This is a genomic window from Lactobacillus sp. ESL0791, assembly GCF_029433255.1.
GTDB lineage: Bacteria > Bacillota > Bacilli > Lactobacillales > Lactobacillaceae > Lactobacillus.
In genome coordinates, this window is the sequence record NZ_JAQTHU010000001.1 from 350541 (window position 1) to 368694 (window position 18154).

The 18154-nt window shown below is 41.1% G+C and carries 14 protein-coding genes; 12 read left to right on the forward strand and 2 right to left on the reverse strand.

Annotated elements, in window-relative coordinates; translation table 11 throughout:
- The first annotated feature begins 27 nt into the window (after positions 1–27).
- From PT285_RS01780 to PT285_RS01835, 12 genes are all read left to right on the forward strand, one after another.
- On the forward strand, positions 28–1425 hold the full coding sequence (locus tag PT285_RS01780) for a metallophosphoesterase (protein WP_277147409.1): 1398 nt from the start codon (positions 28–30) through the stop codon (positions 1423–1425).
- A 101-nt stretch (positions 1426–1526) separates the two neighbouring features.
- Entirely contained in the window at positions 1527–3476 is a 1950-nt protein-coding gene (gene asnB, locus PT285_RS01785; protein ID WP_277147411.1) for an asparagine synthase (glutamine-hydrolyzing), read from the forward strand.
- Positions 3477–3494: 18 nt separating this feature from the next.
- The gene (locus tag PT285_RS01790; protein WP_277147413.1) at positions 3495–4754 is read left to right on the forward strand and encodes a carboxylate--amine ligase; all 1260 of its coding nucleotides are present in this window, start codon (positions 3495–3497) and stop codon (positions 4752–4754) included.
- A 111-nt stretch (positions 4755–4865) separates the two neighbouring features.
- On the forward strand, positions 4866–6086 hold the full coding sequence (locus PT285_RS01795; RefSeq protein WP_277147415.1) for an MFS transporter: 1221 nt from the start codon (positions 4866–4868) through the stop codon (positions 6084–6086).
- A gap of 90 nt (positions 6087–6176) precedes the next feature.
- Positions 6177–8126 carry a M13 family metallopeptidase gene (locus PT285_RS01800; RefSeq protein WP_277147417.1) on the forward strand — a complete coding sequence of 650 codons (1950 nt, stop codon included), beginning with the start codon at positions 6177–6179 and terminating at the stop codon, positions 8124–8126.
- Between the two features lie 146 nt (positions 8127–8272).
- The gene (locus PT285_RS01805; RefSeq protein WP_277147419.1) at positions 8273–8431 is read left to right on the forward strand and encodes a type II toxin-antitoxin system HicA family toxin; all 159 of its coding nucleotides are present in this window, start codon (positions 8273–8275) and stop codon (positions 8429–8431) included.
- A gap of 38 nt (positions 8432–8469) precedes the next feature.
- Positions 8470–8868: a type II toxin-antitoxin system HicB family antitoxin gene (locus tag PT285_RS01810; protein ID WP_277147420.1), complete on the forward strand. Its 399-nt coding sequence runs from the start codon at positions 8470–8472 to the stop codon at positions 8866–8868.
- A gap of 132 nt (positions 8869–9000) precedes the next feature.
- A complete protein-coding gene (locus PT285_RS01815; RefSeq protein WP_277147422.1) occupies positions 9001–10950 on the forward strand; it encodes a M13 family metallopeptidase in 1950 nt (649 codons plus the stop codon).
- Between the two features lie 463 nt (positions 10951–11413).
- Positions 11414–13339 carry a M13-type metalloendopeptidase gene (locus PT285_RS01820; protein WP_277147424.1) on the forward strand — a complete coding sequence of 642 codons (1926 nt, stop codon included), beginning with the start codon at positions 11414–11416 and terminating at the stop codon, positions 13337–13339.
- Between the two features lie 133 nt (positions 13340–13472).
- On the forward strand, positions 13473–14630 hold the full coding sequence (locus PT285_RS01825; protein WP_277147426.1) for a glycerate kinase: 1158 nt from the start codon (positions 13473–13475) through the stop codon (positions 14628–14630).
- An 84-nt stretch (positions 14631–14714) separates the two neighbouring features.
- Positions 14715–15077 carry a type II toxin-antitoxin system RelE/ParE family toxin gene (locus tag PT285_RS01830; RefSeq protein ID WP_277147428.1) on the forward strand — a complete coding sequence of 121 codons (363 nt, stop codon included), beginning with the start codon at positions 14715–14717 and terminating at the stop codon, positions 15075–15077.
- Positions 15078–15079: 2 nt separating this feature from the next.
- Positions 15080–15364 (forward strand): helix-turn-helix transcriptional regulator, encoded by a 285-nt coding sequence (locus tag PT285_RS01835; protein ID WP_277147430.1) that lies wholly within the window; start codon positions 15080–15082, stop codon positions 15362–15364.
- 180 nt (positions 15365–15544) lie between these two features.
- Here the strand turns inward: PT285_RS01835 and PT285_RS01840 are convergent, their stop codons facing one another.
- Together PT285_RS01840 and PT285_RS01845 are read right to left on the reverse strand one after the other, a co-directional pair.
- A complete protein-coding gene (locus PT285_RS01840; protein ID WP_277147432.1) occupies positions 15545–17575 on the reverse strand; it encodes a KUP/HAK/KT family potassium transporter in 2031 nt (676 codons plus the stop codon).
- A gap of 118 nt (positions 17576–17693) precedes the next feature.
- Positions 17694–18134 carry a hypothetical protein gene (locus PT285_RS01845; protein WP_308203011.1) on the reverse strand — a complete coding sequence of 147 codons (441 nt, stop codon included), beginning with the start codon at positions 18132–18134 and terminating at the stop codon, positions 17694–17696.
- Between the last annotated feature and the right edge of the window lie 20 nt (positions 18135–18154).

Below are 18154 nucleotides of genomic sequence, written 5' to 3' on the forward strand. Positions count from 1 at the left end.
TTTTTCTTTGTCTTTTAGGGTGACATTATGAGAATTTTTAAATATACGATGGGATTAGTTGATAAAGTTCTAGGTGCAAAAAATCGGATGAAACGGCAGCCGAAGAGCGCGGAGCTTGACCCGATGCAAAAATATATGACGGTTGGCGAATATCAAGTTGGCAAAGATGCAGGCACACCAGATGGGCAATCTTATGATTTAACTGTTTATAAAGATGAAAAAGGCGTTCTGCATCAAGCTCTTAGCCTTGCCAGCTCGCAAAATTTAGCACCAGAATATGTACGTAAGTTTAATGAGGAACTTGGTCGCTACCGCTCTTTTCAAAACCGGATTACTGGTCGGCGTTATCAAGTAGAACAGTATTTGGATGAGTTTGTTAATTATGTTAACAAACACACGCGTAGCGGCAATAATTCCGTTAATGTCAGTGTAATCAGTGATACACATTTTAAGGATAGAGACAGCACAGATTTTTATGGCTGGAACGGCTTGACGCACGTTAACGAATTTTCCTATCTTGATGGTACCGGCGTTCTTGACTTAAAAGTACACTTAGGTGACTGGATTGACGGTTCAGATACCGGCTTTTTGGGTGAGAGCGAATTAACTAAGCTGCGTGATGCCTTCAAGTCGACCAAGATTCCTTATATCATGGTTAAAGGTAACCACGATGAGAATGATAAGTTTGATGAGCACCATGACCTCCATGCTTCTTTTCCTGAAGGCGAATTTGAGAATATCATGTGGCCCGATATGTACCAGCAGCGGGCTTTGCATTATGTGACTAAACAACACGGTGTTTGTTATTTTGATGCTGATGATGTCCGGTTTATTTCGGTGAATACCTCGGATCTGCCCTATGTTTTGGATGCTCATGGGCAGAAAAAGTATGACACCAAGCTGACATTAGCTGTGCGTGAAGACCAAATTGAAGAAATTATTGAAATTTTGGAGCAGTCATCAAATAAGCAGATAATTTTGATGAGCCACGCAAATCCAATCAACCGCAAGGGCTCGAATGCGCTGAAGTATAACGGCCGTTCGCTGCATGAATTACTGGTTGCCTTTAATCAGGGCGAAAAGGGCCGGATGCATTCTAATTCCGATGTTCCACCGGAATTTCGTTTAGCCAATGACTTTGATTTTACAAAGGTAAAGAATGCTCACGTTATTGCCTATTTCTGCGGGCACCGTCACCGTGAAGACCAGTACCGGATCAATGGTATTCAGTACATTCTGTTTAATTGCTCTGCTTTGATGGGTCCTAACCATGTGTTAACGACTAAATACAATAAAAATTGGAACCGGCAGATTGATCATGCTAACGAGTTTGCAGGGTATATTGTCAATATTGATTTGAAGCGGCACTGCATTCAAAGCTTTGGCTATGGCGCTGCTTCCAAAAGAAGATTTTTATACATTTAGTTAAGGCTTGCGGGCCTGCTATTTGGTAAATAGGTGGCTTTATCCTATAATAGAATAGTTAAATATTTAATTAGCAAAAACAATTAAGGGAAGTTCGAAATATGTGCGGAATCGTCGCTTTTTACAATCCAGAAATAAATGATAAACAGGCAGCTATCGGCAAAATGATGGCGGCGATCAAGCATCGTGGCCCCGATTCCGATGGCTTTTATACCAATGATAAAGTTGCGCTTGGTTTCAGGCGGCTGTCGATCATTGATTTGCGCGGCGGCAGCCAGCCAATTTATAATGAAGATAATTCCCGGGCAATTATTTTTAACGGCGAGATTTATAACTTTAAGCCGCTGCGCAAAGAACTGCTCGCGGCAGGACATACTTTTACTACTAAAACCGATACGGAGGTTTTGCTTCACGGCTTTGAGGAGTGGGGCATGGACGGCTTGCTGAAGCGGGTTCGCGGCATGTTTGCCTTTGTTATCTGGGATGATAATACGCAGACAATGTACGGTGCTCGTGATTTCTTTGGTATCAAGCCGCTGTATTACAGCAACGAAAATGGTCATCTGATGGTTGCGTCAGAATTAAAGAGCCTGTTTGCCTTTCCTGGTTTTAAACGGCGCCTGAACGTTGAGGCGGTTAAGCCTTATTTAATGAACCAGTATAACGACTTGGATGAGACCTTCTTTGAAGGCGTTTATCGTTTTCCAGCTGGTCATTGGTTTGAGTATCACGACGGTCAAATGAAGACCCACCAATACTGGGATGCCGAGTACAAGGAAAATAATCTGAGTTTTGAAGAGACGATTGACAAGATTAATGAAGATCTGCAGGAAACGGTCAAGCTTTACCATAATGCCGATGTTCCCGTGGGTGCATTCCTGTCTGAAGGGGTTGATTCAAGTTACGTCACCAGTATCTTGGACCCCGATGATGTGTTTTCGATTTCCTTTGATGATGCCACCTATGATGAAGCTTCAAAGGCGAAAGCCTTGGCCGATATTAAAGGCTGGAAGTTTTTCTCGGATAAGGTGAAAGCCGATGAGGCGATGCGTGATTTTCCGGAAATGCAGTATCACATGGAAGAGCCTGACGCTAATCCGTCGATTATCCCGCTCTGGTATCTCTGTAAAATGGCGCGTAAGCACGTAACGGTGGCCTTGTCTGGTGAGGGTGCCGACGAATTATTTGCGGGTTATGTCAATTACGGAATGCACACGCATAACAGCGTCATCAAGGTCTTCACTTCGGGCTTAAAAAAATTATCTAAGAAAACACAGGTTAAATTAGCACATACAGTTAAAAAAATGCCTAATTTCCCTGGTAAAGTGCACCTTTATACCAATTTGGCAGAGCCCAATGAATTTTATGTTGGCCAGTCGATTATTTACGACATGGATTATCCGACAATTTTCACTAGCGAGGATGCTAATAATATTTTGCAGCCGACATACCGCAATAAGTTGACGGTTAATGGCATTTACCAAAAGGACTTTCAAAAAGTTAAGGGGATTGATAACGTTAAGCAAATGCAGTATATTGATCTGCATCACTTTATGTTAAACGACATTGAGCAAAAAGCCGACAAGATTTCGATGGCGCATTCACTTGAATTACGGGTACCGTACCTGGACCGGAAGATTGCCGAATTGGCCAATTCAATCCCGACCAAGTATCTGATGAATAAACATGATACCAAGTACGCTTTGCGCAAGGCTTCAGAAAAGGTCCTGCCGGAAGAATGGGCTAAGCGGCCGAAGTTAGGTTTTCCGACTCCGATTAAGCAGTGGCTGCAAGAACCTCGTTTTGATAAACAGGTGCGGGAATTATTTGAAGAAGATTTTGTCAACGATATTTTTGAACAAAAAAAGATTTTAGCTTTGCTGGATGAGAATTATCATGGCGATGGTTCGCACCGGCGGCAGATTTGGACAATTTATACTTTCTTAGTTTGGTATAAATTATTCTTTGTTGATTATGATGGTGCGGTTGCAAAATATCAGCACGTTCAACCAGAAGTAGCTAATTTACTTAAACAAGGGAAATTAGTCTAGTTAGGAGCTTAATTTAAGATGGATAAAGATTTTACGCCCATTCTGCTTGGCAGTGATATGAATGTTTATGGCATGGCGCGGTCATTTAATGAAGCTTACGGAATTAAAGTTAAAGCAATAGCCGAAAGTCAGTTGGCGGCAACACGTTATTCGAAAATTGTCAGTGTTGAATTGCATGCGGGCTTCAGCGAGGACCCAACTTTTATTGAAATAATGCGAGCTAAGATGAAGGCTTACCGGGACCACCAAGAACCGGTGATTTTGATTGCCTGCGGTGATGGCTATGCTGAACTTTTATCTAAGCACAAGGATGAGCTGGAAAAAGTCTTTGTTGTTCCGTACACTGACTATGATTTACTGGAAAAGCTAATTTCGAAAGAAGGCTTTTATGAAATTGCGGGAAAGCATGGCTTGCCTTATCCGAAGACTAAAATTGTGACAATGACCGACTTCCAGAGCGGTAATTATCTAAATCTGCCGTTTTCTTATCCGATTGAATTGAAACCGGAAGATCCCGTTTCCTGGCTGGATGTGCATTTTGAGGGCAGAAAAAAGGCCTTCACCATCCACGATGAGGCTGAACTGAAAGAAATTGTCGGGAAAATTTATGGTAATGGCTATAAAGAAGATTTGATTCTGCAGGACTTTATTCCCGGGGATGATTCCAACATGCGTGTTGTTAATGCCTACGTTGATAAGGAGCACCACGTCAAGATGATGTGTATGGGACACCCGCTTCTTGAAGACCCGACACCGCAGTCGATTGGCAATTACATGGCAATCTTGCCCGACTATAATGAAAAATTATATGAGGAAGTTGAGTCATTTTTGGAACAACTTGATTACACGGGAATGGCCAACTTTGATATTAAATATGATGTGCGCGATGGTCAATACAAATTTTTTGAGATCAATTTGCGTCAGGGTCGGTCCAGCTTTTATGTTACTTTAAATGGCTATAACTTAGCAAAATATTATGTTGACGATTATGTTAATGACAGTTTGAAAGATAAAGAAACTATTTTTGGCAATAAGTTAAAATCAAAGCATGTTTTGTGGCTGGGGGTTCCAGAAAAAATCTTTTTGGAATATGCGGCTGACAATGAAGCCAAAAAGACAGCTGAGGAGCTGATTAATGAGGGCCGTTACGGCACAACGGTTTTCTACGATGAAGATCGCAGTTTCAAGCGCTGGCTGCTAATGAAATATATGTTTCATAACTACTATGGCAGGTACAAGAAGTTTTACCAAGTAAATAAGGGACAATTCTTTAAGTAAATATTATTGCTTAACCGTATAGTTAATTTAAAAGAACATGCTTTGCATCGGAAGAGCTGCTCTTTTTTTATGCAGCTTGTTAGATTGAAATAGACAGAAAGGAATGGATGGATGAAACTGACACATGGGGAAAACAAAGATAAAGAAATTAAATTACACTGGTTACTGCTTGGTGAGCTCACGACATGGATTGGCTCGAGCTTTGTTTGGCCGTTAACTTCTGTTTATTTGAATAAGCAGTTGCACATCAGCCTGTCGCTGATTGGGGTTGTGCTTTTTTGCAACTGTGCCAGTAATGTTCTGGGTTCGCTTGTCGGCGGCTGGCTTTATGACCGCTGCAACCCCTACCCAATGATTGTAGCCGGGCTGAGCTTGGATGCGCTGATTCTTTTTTTGATGGCCTTTTTTCATGGCTGGCCGGAATATTGGGTCTGGCTAACCCTCACTGGTTTTATCAGTGGCTGGAACGGAACCCTCATTAATTCAATTGCGACTAGTCTGCGCAGGTATCCTGGGCGTTATGTCTTTAACATTATTTATTTTGCACAAAATTTAGGAACCGTAACCGGAACCTTGGCCGTGGGCTACCTGTATGATTACTCGATTAAATTGCTCTTTATCATTGCGGCATCATTGTTTGTAGTTGCTACTGTTAATGCCGTGATTAATTACCGTCCGATTATTGCTTTTCACAAAAAGCGGCAATCTAATGTTAGTCATGAAGGACATAAACAGAAGGCAGAGCCAATGCCGAAAAACAACTTATTGATGACGATTGGCTTTTCTGCTACTTTGATTGTTATTTGGTTGATGTATATGAATTGGGAATCAAATCTGTCGGTTTACATGGTTTCTTTGGGGATTCCGTTTCACATGTACAGTTTGTTATGGACTTTCAATGGTGCGATTATCGTGATTGCGCAAATTATTTTGGCCCGCTACCCGCATCTATTTAAAAACCTTTTCCACCAAATAATCTTTGGGACAACGATGTTTGCTATTTCGTTTGTAACCCTGATTTTTGCGCGCGATTTTGCTCATTTTGCACTTTCAATGTTCATTTTGACGTTGGGCGAAGCCACAGCTTTTCCGGCCATTCCGTCTTACGTTAATGAACTGTCGCCGATTACTAGTAAGGGTAAGTATCAAGGAGAAATTAACGTTTCGCGGGGAATTGGCCAAGCTTTTGGGCCTTTGTTTGGTGGAGCAATCATTGATCGTGCCGGTTATATCCCGTTCTTTATTACGGCTGCTTCTGGCATTTTTTTGATGATTCTTTTGATTTTGCCTCTGCACAGCAAACTGCGTAAGCGGCTCAAGTTATACAAATGATTTTGTAAACGCATTTTAACAGTTAGTTGCTGTGTAAAATGGTACGATAAGTCTAGTTTAAACTTTTAATAATGAGAGGATTCTTGAATAATGAAAAAAATTATCGGTGTTCGCGGCGGCAGCGGCGATATCATTGAACCTAAAGTTGGTACAAGGCCGCAAGACAATATGTATTTGGCAGTCAATTCAGAATGGATTGAAAAGACCAAGATTCCATCTGATCGGGCACGGATGGCATCGTTTGATGGCATTGCTGTTGCGGTTGAGAAGCAGTTGATGAAAGATTTTGCTGATTTTGCTGATGGTAAAAAAGAACTGCCAGATGTTCCTAATTTTGATAAGGCAGTAGAACTATATAAAATTGCGCGGGACTTTGATAAACGTAACCGTGATGGTGCAACGCCAATTAAACCAGATTTGGAAATTCTTGAAGGAATCAAGGATTTTGCTGATTTTAACTTGAATGCACCTGGATTGGCGACCTTTGCTGCTTTGCCATTTTCGTTTAGTGTTGACCCAGATATGAAAAATACCAATGTTAATGTCCTCAATTTTGGCGGACCTGGGCTCTTTTTGCCGGATACAACGACATATGAGACACCGGATGCTGAAAAATTATTGGCAATTTTAAAGAAGCAATCCGTTAACTTATTGAAGATGGCTGGCGTAAGTGAAGCTCAAGCCGAAAAGTATGCGGATGATGCGCTTAAATTTGATGCCAAGTTAGCTAAAGTCGTTAAGTCGGCTGAGGAATGGGCAGATTACCCGGCAACCTATAACCCAATGAAGATTGAGGACTTTGAAGCAAAATTCAAGAACTTCAAGATAGAATATTACCTGAAAGAGGCAATTGGTGAGATTCCAGACAGAATTATTGTGGCTGAACCGCGCTATTTGGATCATGTTAATGAAATTATTAATGAAGATAATTTTGCTGAGATCAAGGGTTGGATGCTCGTCAACTTTATCAACGATGTGGCTTCGAGTTTGTCCCAAGAATTCCGGGAAGCAGCTTTTCCGTTCAGCCAGGCCTTGTCAGGGCAACCGGAACTATCTAGCGGTGAAAAGCAGGCTTTTCATATTGCCGACGGTGATTTTAGCGAAGTTGTCGGTGTTTACTACGGCAAAACCTATTTTGGTGAAGATGCTAAAAAAGACGTGACTGATATGATTCACCGGATGCTCAAGGTTTATGAAGAACGTCTGGCAAATAATGATTGGCTGTCAGAGGCAACCAAGAAGCAGGCAATTGTTAAATTAAAGGCCTTGGTATTGAAAATTGGTTATCCTGACAAGATTGAAGAAATTTACAATCGCTTAAAGGTGATCCCTACTAGTCAGGGCGGCAGTTTGTATGCTAATGAGCGTGCTTTTACCATTGAAGAACGAAAGTATAATATTGAACAATTACACAAGGAAGTCGACCGGACAGTTTGGGCAATGCCAGGGGACCTTGTCAATGCCTGTTATGATCCTTCAAGAAATGATCTGACATTCCCGGCAGCAATTTTACAGGCGCCATTCTATGATCTGAAACAGGATCGGGCGACTAATTATGGCGGCATTGGTTCGGTTATTGCGCACGAAGTTTCCCATGCCTTTGACAATAACGGTTCGCAATTCGATGAGTTTGGCAACATGAGAAATTGGTGGGCCAAGGAAGACTATGCTGAATTTAAGAAGCGGACGCAAGCTGAAATCGATATTTTTGATGGCCTTCAATACGGACCGGTGAAGCTAAACGGTAAACAGATTGTTTCTGAAAATATTGCCGATCAGGGTGGGTTAACTGCTGCAGTTGAAGCTGCTAAGAATGAAAATGAAGATTTAAAGAAGCTGTTTACTAATTTTGCACGGATTTGGGCTAACAAACAATTAACCGAATCAATTAAAACGCAAACAGCAGTAGATGTTCATGCACCAGGTCCACTGCGCGCCAATGTGCAGATTCAGTGCCAGGATGATTTTTACAAGGTCTTTGACGTTAAACCTAGTGATGGCATGTGGCTTGATCCAGACGAGCGGGTTAAGATTTGGTAATTTAGAATAAAATTAAGATTGCTCTGTTCTTTTTGAGAACGGGGCTTTTTTTGCGTATTTAAGAATATAAGTAAGTGAAGCTTGAAAAAATTTAATTTCTTTATTATGCAGAAAGGAAGCATCGTGCCGATAAAACAAAGGAGTTTGTGAGACTTATCAAAAGAAATGGTTTTGTAAAAGTATCACAGACAGGTTCTCATACAAAATATACAAAAGGAGCTAGAGAAGTTATAGTTCCAATGCACGAAAGAGAATTACCGAAGGGGATTGAGCATTCTATGATGAAACAAGCAGGAATTAAATAATTGTTTGTTATACTCCAAGAAAGTGAGGTATTTATTGTATGTCATATAAATATTTTGGTACGTTAGCGCACAACATTGCTGATGATGTCTGGGAAGTGAGCTTTGCTGATTTTCCTGAAGTGATAACTTTTGGATCCACCCCCGCGGAAGCCTATAATTATGGTAAAGATGCGTTGATTTTGGCTTTAGATGGTAAAACAAATTTTCCCAAACCCAGTGCTTTTAAAAAACGTGTTAATTTTGATACTGAAAAATATGATGAAGCGTTTCAGTTGCCATTTGAAGTAACTAGAACAGAAATTGTAAGCACAGTCAAACATGAAAAAGTTAGGAAAAATATTACCATTCCTAAATATCTTGCCGATGAAGCTGACAAACACGATATTAATTATAGCCAGTTCATGGCTACAGCTTTAAAGCAAAAATTGCATATTTAAAATTATTATACTTGGAATTGTCCTGCTTAAACAAGCTGAAAAGTTAGTTTAAACAGGGCTTTTTTGCTTGTGTAAAAGTAAAATGCTATTATTAAGATAATTTAAATTTGTTAATAGAAAGGAATTAATTAAATGAAAAATATTAAAAAAGTTCGCGGCGGCAGCGGCAATATTCTTGAACCAAAAGTTGGCACACGTCCGCAAGATAACCTGTATCTCGCAGTGAATTCGCAGTGGCTGGAGGAGGCTAAAATTCCGGCAGACCTTTCCCGTTACGGGTCATTTACAATGATTTCGGTTGCGCTGGAAAAGGCTTTGATGCATGATTTTGCCGCTTTTGCTGCTGGTAAAAAAGCTATGCCAAGTGTTCCTAATATGGATAAGGCGGTTGCTTTATATCAGCTGGCGCGTGATTTTGCTAAGCGTAATCAAGAGGGTGCCGAACCAATTAAGGAAGATTTGGCTACTCTTGAAGAAGTTAAAGACTTGGCTGACTTTAATGCTAAAGCGGTTGAACTAGGCAAAATTACCACTTTACCGTTTAGAACGAATGTTGCACCTGATATGAAAAATACCAAAGTCAATGTTGTTTATTTTGCTGGCCCTGAAGTGTTTTTGCCTGATACAACAACCTATCAGACACCGGATGCAGCTAAGTTATTAGAAGTGTTAGAAAAGCAATCGGTCAAGCTGCTTGAACTGGCAGGTGTCACTAGCGAAAAAGCGGCTGAATATGCCAAAAATGCTATTAATTTTGATAAGAAACTGGCAGCAATTGTTAAATCTGGTGAAGAATGGGCCGATGAGCCTGCCATCTATAATCCGCTGGAAATTCAGGAGTTCGCAGGGCAATTTGCTAATTTCCCAATTAATGATTATTTGCAAGCAGTGTACGGAGAGCTTCCGCAGCGCCTGATTGTCAGTGAACCACGTTTTCTAGAACATGTTAATGACTTGATTAACGAGGCTAATTTTACCGAGCTTAAAGGTTGGCTAATTGTTAACTTTATCAATAACAATGCAGAAAATCTGTCGCAAGAATTTCGTGACGCCAGCTTCCCGTTTACCCATGCTTTATACGGAATACCAGAGCTGGCAAGCGGCGAAAAACAAGCTTTTCAAATTGCTGATCGCGACTTTTCTGAAGTTGTTGGTGCTTATTATGGGCAAACTTATTTTGGCGAGGATGCCAAAAAAGACGTGACGGACATGATTTACCGGATGCTTAAGGTCTATGAAGAACGCTTGCAAAATAATAACTGGCTTTCAAGCACAACCAAAGAAAAGGCAATCGTCAAGTTGCGTGCACTTAAGCTGAAAATTGGTTATCCAGATAAAATTGAAGCCATTTATGATCGTCTGCAGGTAACACCAGCAGCTCAAGGCGGAACATTGTATGCAAACCGCCGTGCCTTTAGGAATGAACGGGCAAAATATAATGCTGAGCAGTTACAGCAGCCAGTAAATACAACTACTTGGGAAATGCCTGGGGATCTGGTTAATGCCTGCTATGATGGTCAGCGAAATGATTTGACTTTTCCAGCGGCTATTTTGCAAAAACCATATTATAATTTGCACCAAAGCAGGGCGGCTAATTTTGGTGGTATCGGTTCGGTTATTGCCCACGAGATTTCGCACGCTTTTGATAATAATGGTGCGCAGTTTGATGAGCATGGCAATATGGTAAACTGGTGGACAAAGGAAGATTATGCTGAGTTTAAGAAGCGGACGCAAGCAGAAATTGACTTGTTTGATGGTATTCAATATGGACCGGTTAAGTTAAATGGTAAACAGATGGTTTCTGAAAATATTGCCGATCAAGGTGGTTTAACCGCAGCGGTTGAAGCTGCGAAAGCCGAAGGCGATGATTTGCGGGAATTGTTTGAAAATTATGCGCGAATTTGGGAGATGAAATCCACTCCGGAAACGATTAAGGCAATTCTTTCGTTTGATGTTCACGGTCCAGAACCCGAACGGGCTAATGTGCAGGCGCAATGCCAAGATGATTTTTATCAGGTCTTTGATGTTAAGCCGACAGATGGGATGTGGCTTGACCCGGACAAACGGGTTAAGATTTGGTAGTTTAAAATAAAAGCGCTGTTTCATCGGGAAGCAGCGCTTTTATAGTGGGAAAAAATAAGAGATAATTCAAATTTGGTTTGAAATTATCCCTTTATTTAAATAAGTCTGCATGTGAACCAGTGTTGATAAAACCATTTGTGTGCTACTGATTATTTTTATGAATATCAGTCACTGAGCCACTTTAATCCTTCGTCTGCATTAGTAAAGTGAACGTAATTATGGCTATCTATTGAACGCTTTAACTCATGATTTGGATATTTAGGTTGAATGAAATTTTTAGTGAATATATTTAACTTTATTTGCTTCATCATGATTATCACCTCATCAGTATAGTATCACGTGGTACCATTGCAAAGCAAATTGAAAGATGCTATTTAGGCAATTTTTGCGCTACCTTTTTAAAAATTGAAATGTTATGATTTATCTAATTTAAATTTTATCAATTATATGAAAGGCTCACTAAATGAAAGAACAAGTTGATAACCGCGGCGGCATGGGTAATATTCTTGAACCACATATCGGCACACGTCCCCAAGATAATTTGTATTTAGCGGTTAATTCAGACTGGCTGACCAAAACGCAAATTCCCGTAGATAAATATGCAATAAGTGCTTATAGTGAAGTTGAGCTAAAAATAGAAAAGTTGTTAATGCACGATTTTGAAGATTTTGCCGAGGATAGAAAGAAAATTCCCGCAATCCAGCATCTTGCTGATGCGGTGGAATTATATAAATTGGCGCGGGATTTTACTAAACGCAATCGTGATGGTGCCATTCCAATCAAAGAAGATGTAGCACAGATTGAAAACTTGCAGGACTTTGCCGATTATAACAGGAAGGCAGCTAAAATCAGTCTGATTGCTGATCCGCCTTTTTCATTTTATGTTGGCGTTGATAAAACAAATACCCAAGTAAATAGTTTATACTTTAGTGTTTCTAGGACATATTTTCCCATTGATGAAAGAACGTTAGCCGTTTTTCGTAAGCAAACAATAAAATTATTGCAGATGATTGGCTTGTCGGAAACTGAGCTGCAAGAAAATGTTGCTCAGGCCATTAAATTCGACCATAAAATTGCCGGTTTGATCAAGCCTAGTGAAGAATGGGCGAATTACGCGTCTTCTTATAACCCGATGAAACGGCAGGATTTTGCCCAGCAATTTGGCGACTTTGCGATTGAAAATTATTTAAAAGAAATGGTGGGTGAAGTCCCAGACCAAATCATTGTAAAGGATCCTAATTATCTTGCTCATCTTAGTGAAGTTTTCAATACAGCTAATTTTGCTGAATTTAAAAGTTGGCTGCTAGTCGGTTTTGTTTTCGATGCGGCAGCTTATTTATCACAGGATTTTCGCGCGGTAATTTTTCCCTGCATGCAAATTAGCGCGGGTCAGGCAGAACTATCTTCTCCGCAACACCAAGCATATCAAATTACTGCTGGCTGCTATGAAGAGGTTATCGGTATTTATTATGGTCGCACTTATTTGGGTGAAGCTGCCAAAAAAGAAGTTACGGCCATGGTGCAGCATTTGCTAGATGTTTACGAAGAAATTTTACGAGATAATTCTTGGTTGTCAGCGGCAACTAAGAAAAAAGCCATTGTTAAGTTGCGGGCGATGAAGCTGAAAATTGGTTATCCTGATAAGGCTCCTGAATTTTATGATAGGTTAAAAATAATTCCCGCAAGCCAAGGCGGCAGTTTATACAGTAATCTTAAGCGTTTTTCATTCGTAATTAACAAGTATAATTTGGCGCAGCTGCAGCAAAAGGTTGTGCACAATAAGTGGCCTCTTACTGCAACTGCTGTTGATGCTTACTACGATCCACAGCTAAATGATCTGACTTTTCCGGCAGGAATTTTGCAGGCTCCGTTTTATGATACGAAGCAAAGCTGTGCTGCTAATTATGGCGGGATTGGCAAAACGATTGGGCATGAGATTACGCATGCCTTTGATAATAATGGTTCCCAGTATGATGAGCAAGGCAACCAGAAAAATTGGTGGACAAAAGCAGATTTGGCCGAATTTCGTAAGCGGGTGGCGGCGGAAGCGGCTTTGTTTGATGGCATTGAGTATGGTCCAGCAAAAATGAATGGTCAGCAAGTCGTTGCTGAAAATATTGCCGATCAAGGCGGTCTCACCGTTGCCCTTGCTGCTGCTAAAGAGGAAGGTTTAGACTTGCGGGAATTATTTGAAAATTACGCGCGGACTAATGTTTGTAAGCAGACTGAAGAATCAATTCTGCCTTGTGCCGCATATGCCAATCATGCGCCTGATGCGCTTCGCGCCAATGTGCAGGTGCAGTGCCAAAACGATTTTTATAAAGTGTATGATGTTCAGCCAACAGACGGGATGTGGCTTGATCCGGATAAGCGGGTTAAAATTTGGTAATTTAAAAGATAAAATGGAGTGTTTCTAGGCACTTACTTACGAATTACTTGTTAGAAGTTAGTGCCATGATTGCAACCACTGTCTTGTAGAGCTTTATGCATGTAATATGACTTTTTGAAAGAGAAATTTTAGTATGAAAATTGTGATTGCACCGGATTCATTTAAGGGCAGCCTAACGGCAGCGGAAGCGGCCCAAGCTATTAAAAGTGGGATGGAAAAAATTTTACCACATGCGGAATACACTCTGGTGCCAATGGCCGATGGTGGTGAGGGCACAGTAAATGCTTTGACAGCGGCGACCTCCGGGAAATTTATTCAAAAAGAAGTTGTTGGCCCCTTGGGACAGAAAGTCCAGGCAACCTATGGCCTGCTTGGCAGCTCGGATACCGCGGTCATTGAGATGGCGTCAGCTAGCGGGATGCAGTACGTCAATCAGCAAAACCACAATCCACTGATTGCGACCACTTTTGGTACGGGGCAATTAATCATTGATGCGCTCGATCATGGTGTCAAGCAGATCATCTTAGGTATTGGCGGTTCTGCTACCAATGATGGCGGCGCGGGCATGGCTCAAGCCGTTGGTTACCAATTACTTGATGCAAGAGGGCAAGAGCTGGCCTTTGGTGGTGGTCAGCTAGTTGATTTAGCACAAATTGATGTCAGCAAGGTTGATCAGTGTCTCAAGGATGTCGAAATTCTGATTGCTTCGGATGTGACAAATCCGCTGGTGGGTCCGAATGGAGCTAGTCGGATTTTTGGCCCGCAAAAAGGCGCCACACCGGCAATGGTTGAACAATTAGACGCAAACCTTGCGCATTATGCTGACGTGATTAAGTCCGAGCTGGGCAAGGAGATTAAGAATCTTTCGGGTGCCGGTGCCGCCGGTGGCTTAGGTGCTGGCTTACTTGCTTTTACTAATGCGACAATGGCTAAGGGCGTTGAGATTGTGATTAAGTTTAGCAATCTTAAGGAAAAAATGAAGGACGCCAACCTGGTGATTATTGGCGAAGGCGGGATTGATTATCAGACTCAGTTTGGCAAAACACCTTACGGGGTGGCAATGACGGCCAAAAAAGTGGCCCCTCAGGCTCCCGTGCTGGCGCTTGCCGGGACTATCGGCAAGGATATCAGTGCCCTGTATAAAGATGACATCATTAGTGCGATTTTTGCGACGCCAACAGGGGCCAAAAACCTGAGTCAGGCAATACGGGATGCAAAACATGACGTTGCCGTCACGGCTGAGAATGTGGCTCGCTTGATTAAAGCAATTAAGAAGCAAGAATTCATATAAATTGGCAAAATAAATAGTCATAATTAATGGTAAAACAAATATAGCAAATATTGATTTTAAATTTGTTCATGCTATACTTAAAATATGAAAAAGCCAAAATTTAAGAGTTATACGCGTCCTAATGGTCATAATGAATTCAATGAGTTTTTTGCTAAATTACCTAAAAAAGATCAGCAAAAACTTGATGCTACTATTAAGGCTATTGAAGAATATGGCTTGTTGGTGGCAATACAGCAAGAATGGATAAAACGGCTTGATGCTAATTTGTATGAAATTAGGTCTAAGTTAGGCAGTAATATTCAAAGAGGTTTATATTTTCATGTTGATAATAATGATTGTATGATTACCCATGGATTTATTAAGAAAACTCAGAAAACAGCTGTTAGAGAAATTAATCATGCAAAAATAATCAGAGCTGAATATTATCAAGAAAGGGGAGCCGAATAATTATGAGAAAAAATGCAGTGAAAGATGTTGATGAGATGTTTGCAGAATATGAAAAAGATCCAGAATTTGCTAAGGGTGTTCAAGCCGAACTGAATAAATTGGACAGTGCTGTAGCTGTTCGGCAGGAACGCGAAGAGTATGGGTGGACGCAACAGGAATTGGCTGACAAAGCAGGAGTGCCACAATCAACAATTGCGCGGATTGAGAATGGTGCGAATACTAGTATGGATACAATGTCTAAAATTGGTAGTGCATTTGGTAAATCTGTCAAAATAGAGTTTGCATAATATTAAATTTTAATTCTCAAATTAAAAAAATAGTAATTGATGTTATCTGGATGAACCCAGTTCCCTGGTAGATATTGTTTGGGAGAATAATTGAAATTTCGAATTTTTAAAATATTTACATCAATTGGCAAAATAAAAGTATTACCTAGTTTCTTGCTAGATAATACTTTTTGCTTGCAACTATAGATCAATTTTGGTCTTTGCTTTTGCGTAATTGATTGCCGCAACGCGCCGAATTTTTTGTTCCGTACGCTTTCTGCCTAAAATCAGCGGTACCCGTTCAATTACCGTGTCGGCATATTCCAGGCCAAACCAAGTGGCTGGATTGGAAGACAGGTTCTGCAGCCAGACCCGGGACTGCACAAGCCACTTGTCATAACCAACAAGGTTGGTTAGAGGGCTAACGACATCATTGACGATAACGAATGAGAAGTCGCCGACTTCTCGGCCGGGCGTGGTTGTGTATTCTTGCGGTTGCGCCTCAACTGTTCCGTCCTTGATTAAATCGTGAACAATTTGACGCAGATAGACATTGACACTAGTTTGCTGCTTGAATCCAAGGTACAGCTGAACGTTAATCACGTTTTTGGTATCGTAAGTGTTAACGGCGTACTTAGCGGTAAAAGGTTCATTGGTGATGTTAACCGTCACGAACCAATAGGCCTTGGCCCGCTTTGGCCGTTTATCCAAAATCGAATACAGAATTTCCCGTTTGATAAACTTGTTGTATTTGACATTGGCCATGTAAACTAGGTTAGTGGCATAGGTTGGATAATCGTCATCATGACTGAGGTCGGTCAGCATGTCAGTGTACTCATCAAGCCGTACGTAAGCGTTGGTTTCTTCGTGGGCATCGCGTACCTTGTTGCCAAAGTACCAGATGAACATGATGATGCCGATAAAACCAGCAATCAGAACCGTTACATAGCCGCCGCGCAAAAACTTGGTTAGGCTGGAAATCAGGAACATTGACTCAATAAAGCCGAAAACCACTAAAAAGCAGATACGCAGGATAAACGGGTATTTCTTTTTATGTAAGTACTCGTAAAGAAGCAGAGTCGTCATCAGCATGGTTACCGTGATTGACAGGCCGTAAGCTGCTTCCATGTGTTGCGATGTTTGGAAGAATATCACAATTGCAATGGTGGCAACGCAGAGCATCTTATTGATGGATGGAATATAAATTTGCCCCTGTTCGGTTGATGGGTAATTAATATTCATCCGCGGTAAAAATTTTAAGCCAATCGCTTCCGAAACCAGTGTGAAAGAGCCGGTGATCAGTGCCTGCGAGGCAATGATTGCGGCAATAGTAGCCAAAATAATCGCAAAAAAACGCAGGTTAGCCGGAACGGCTTCAAAGAAGGGATTGAGTTCGCCGCCGTGAGTTTGGTAATGTGGATTTTGTAAAATCCACACACCTTGCCCCAAGTAGTTAAGTGTCAAGCAAATAAAAACGTATGGCCAAGAACCGCGAATATTACCTTTGCCGACATGCCCCACGTCAGAATAAAGGGCTTCGGCACCGGTGGTTGCCAGAAAAATCGAACCCAGAATAAAAATGCCAACTTTGTTAGCAGGACTGAATAGCACCTTGATAGCCCAAATGGGGTTGAGGGCTTCCAAAATTGACCAGTCTTGCGCCATGTTACAGATGCCAATGACACCCAAGAAGGTAAACCAGACAAACATGATTGGTCCAAAGGCTTTGCCAATGCTGCTTGTGCCCATGGCTTGGATTGAAAAAAGCAAAAGCAGGATAATAATCGTGATGACGATGACAACAGTTTGGTTGGGAACGGGAATGCTTGACCCGAACTGCATTTTTTTCAAGCCTTCAATTGAAGTTGTAACGGTCACGGCTGGGGTCAAGGTTCCGTCGGCAAGCAATGCTGCACCGCCCACAAGAGCCGGAATAACCAGCCACTTACCCATTTTGCGTACCAAAGCATAAAGGGCAAAGATGCCGCCTTCACCATGGTTAGTAGCATTTAATGCGATCAGCACATATTTGACCGTGGTCAGTAGGGTGACAGTCCAAAGAATTAATGAAATCGAACCGATAATTAGCTCGCGATTAACGGCAGCTATGCCGCCATTACCGCTGATGATTGATTTCATTACGTAGAGAGGACTAGTCCCAATATCGCCGTAGACGATACCGATTGTGATCAGTAAGCCGGCTGCTGTAATGTGTTTCTTTTTTTGCTCCATACTTTGTGTAAACTCCTCTAGTTGCGTATATACAGTTGCCATAAAAAAAGAACGCCCTATTGACATTCTTTTTTAATCATATATATTCTGTTCTTTTTATGCCTTTTACGCAAGTGAATTATGACAAAGAATTTGGAATTTCACGCCGGCGTTTTTCGTACCAGGTATTCCAGTCCTCATAGGAAGTCATTTCCTTAGGATTAATTTTATCCTTTTTTGCAATTTCATCTAGCAAACTTTGGAAATTGTAATCATGATATTGCAATGCATGCTTTACCAAATTTTTACGGGTGAAATGAATGTTATCAAGCAGGTAGTGATTGATGTCAACCGTGTTTGATGAGGTATCATAAGCATCCATAATTTCTAAATCGCGTTGGGAGAATTGGGAAATATAAAAGTTGGCGAATACCTTTAATTCTTCTGGCTGCTCTTTAAATTCTTCGGCATCCATGGTTGTCCATGAAGCTTCCGGCATGATAACTTCAAAATCTTCTTTTTCTTTCTCTTCCTCAACGTCAGGTTCGTTACTTGTAATCTTCTTTTCTTCGTCAGTCAAAGTGTGCACTCCTTTTTAAA

Excerpts from the sequence above, each read along its gene's own strand:
- PT285_RS01795 (WP_277147415.1), top strand. The coding sequence starts at position 4,866 with ATGAAACTGACACATGGGGAAAACAAAGATAAAGAAATTAAATTACAC.
- PT285_RS01835 (WP_277147430.1), top strand. The coding sequence starts at position 15,080 with ATGAGAAAAAATGCAGTGAAAGATGTTGATGAGATGTTTGCAGAATAT.
- PT285_RS01840 (WP_277147432.1), bottom strand. The coding sequence starts at position 17,575 with ATGGAGCAAAAAAAGAAACACATTACAGCAGCCGGCTTACTGATCACA.
- PT285_RS01820 (WP_277147424.1), top strand. The coding sequence starts at position 11,414 with ATGAAAGAACAAGTTGATAACCGCGGCGGCATGGGTAATATTCTTGAA.
- PT285_RS01815 (WP_277147422.1), top strand. The coding sequence starts at position 9,001 with ATGAAAAATATTAAAAAAGTTCGCGGCGGCAGCGGCAATATTCTTGAA.
- PT285_RS01830 (WP_277147428.1), top strand. The coding sequence starts at position 14,715 with ATGAAAAAGCCAAAATTTAAGAGTTATACGCGTCCTAATGGTCATAAT.
- PT285_RS01780 (WP_277147409.1), top strand. The coding sequence starts at position 28 with ATGAGAATTTTTAAATATACGATGGGATTAGTTGATAAAGTTCTAGGT.
- asnB (WP_277147411.1), top strand. The coding sequence starts at position 1,527 with ATGTGCGGAATCGTCGCTTTTTACAATCCAGAAATAAATGATAAACAG.
- PT285_RS01810 (WP_277147420.1), top strand. The coding sequence starts at position 8,470 with ATGTCATATAAATATTTTGGTACGTTAGCGCACAACATTGCTGATGAT.
- PT285_RS01800 (WP_277147417.1), top strand. The coding sequence starts at position 6,177 with ATGAAAAAAATTATCGGTGTTCGCGGCGGCAGCGGCGATATCATTGAA.
- PT285_RS01790 (WP_277147413.1), top strand. The coding sequence starts at position 3,495 with ATGGATAAAGATTTTACGCCCATTCTGCTTGGCAGTGATATGAATGTT.
- PT285_RS01825 (WP_277147426.1), top strand. The coding sequence starts at position 13,473 with ATGAAAATTGTGATTGCACCGGATTCATTTAAGGGCAGCCTAACGGCA.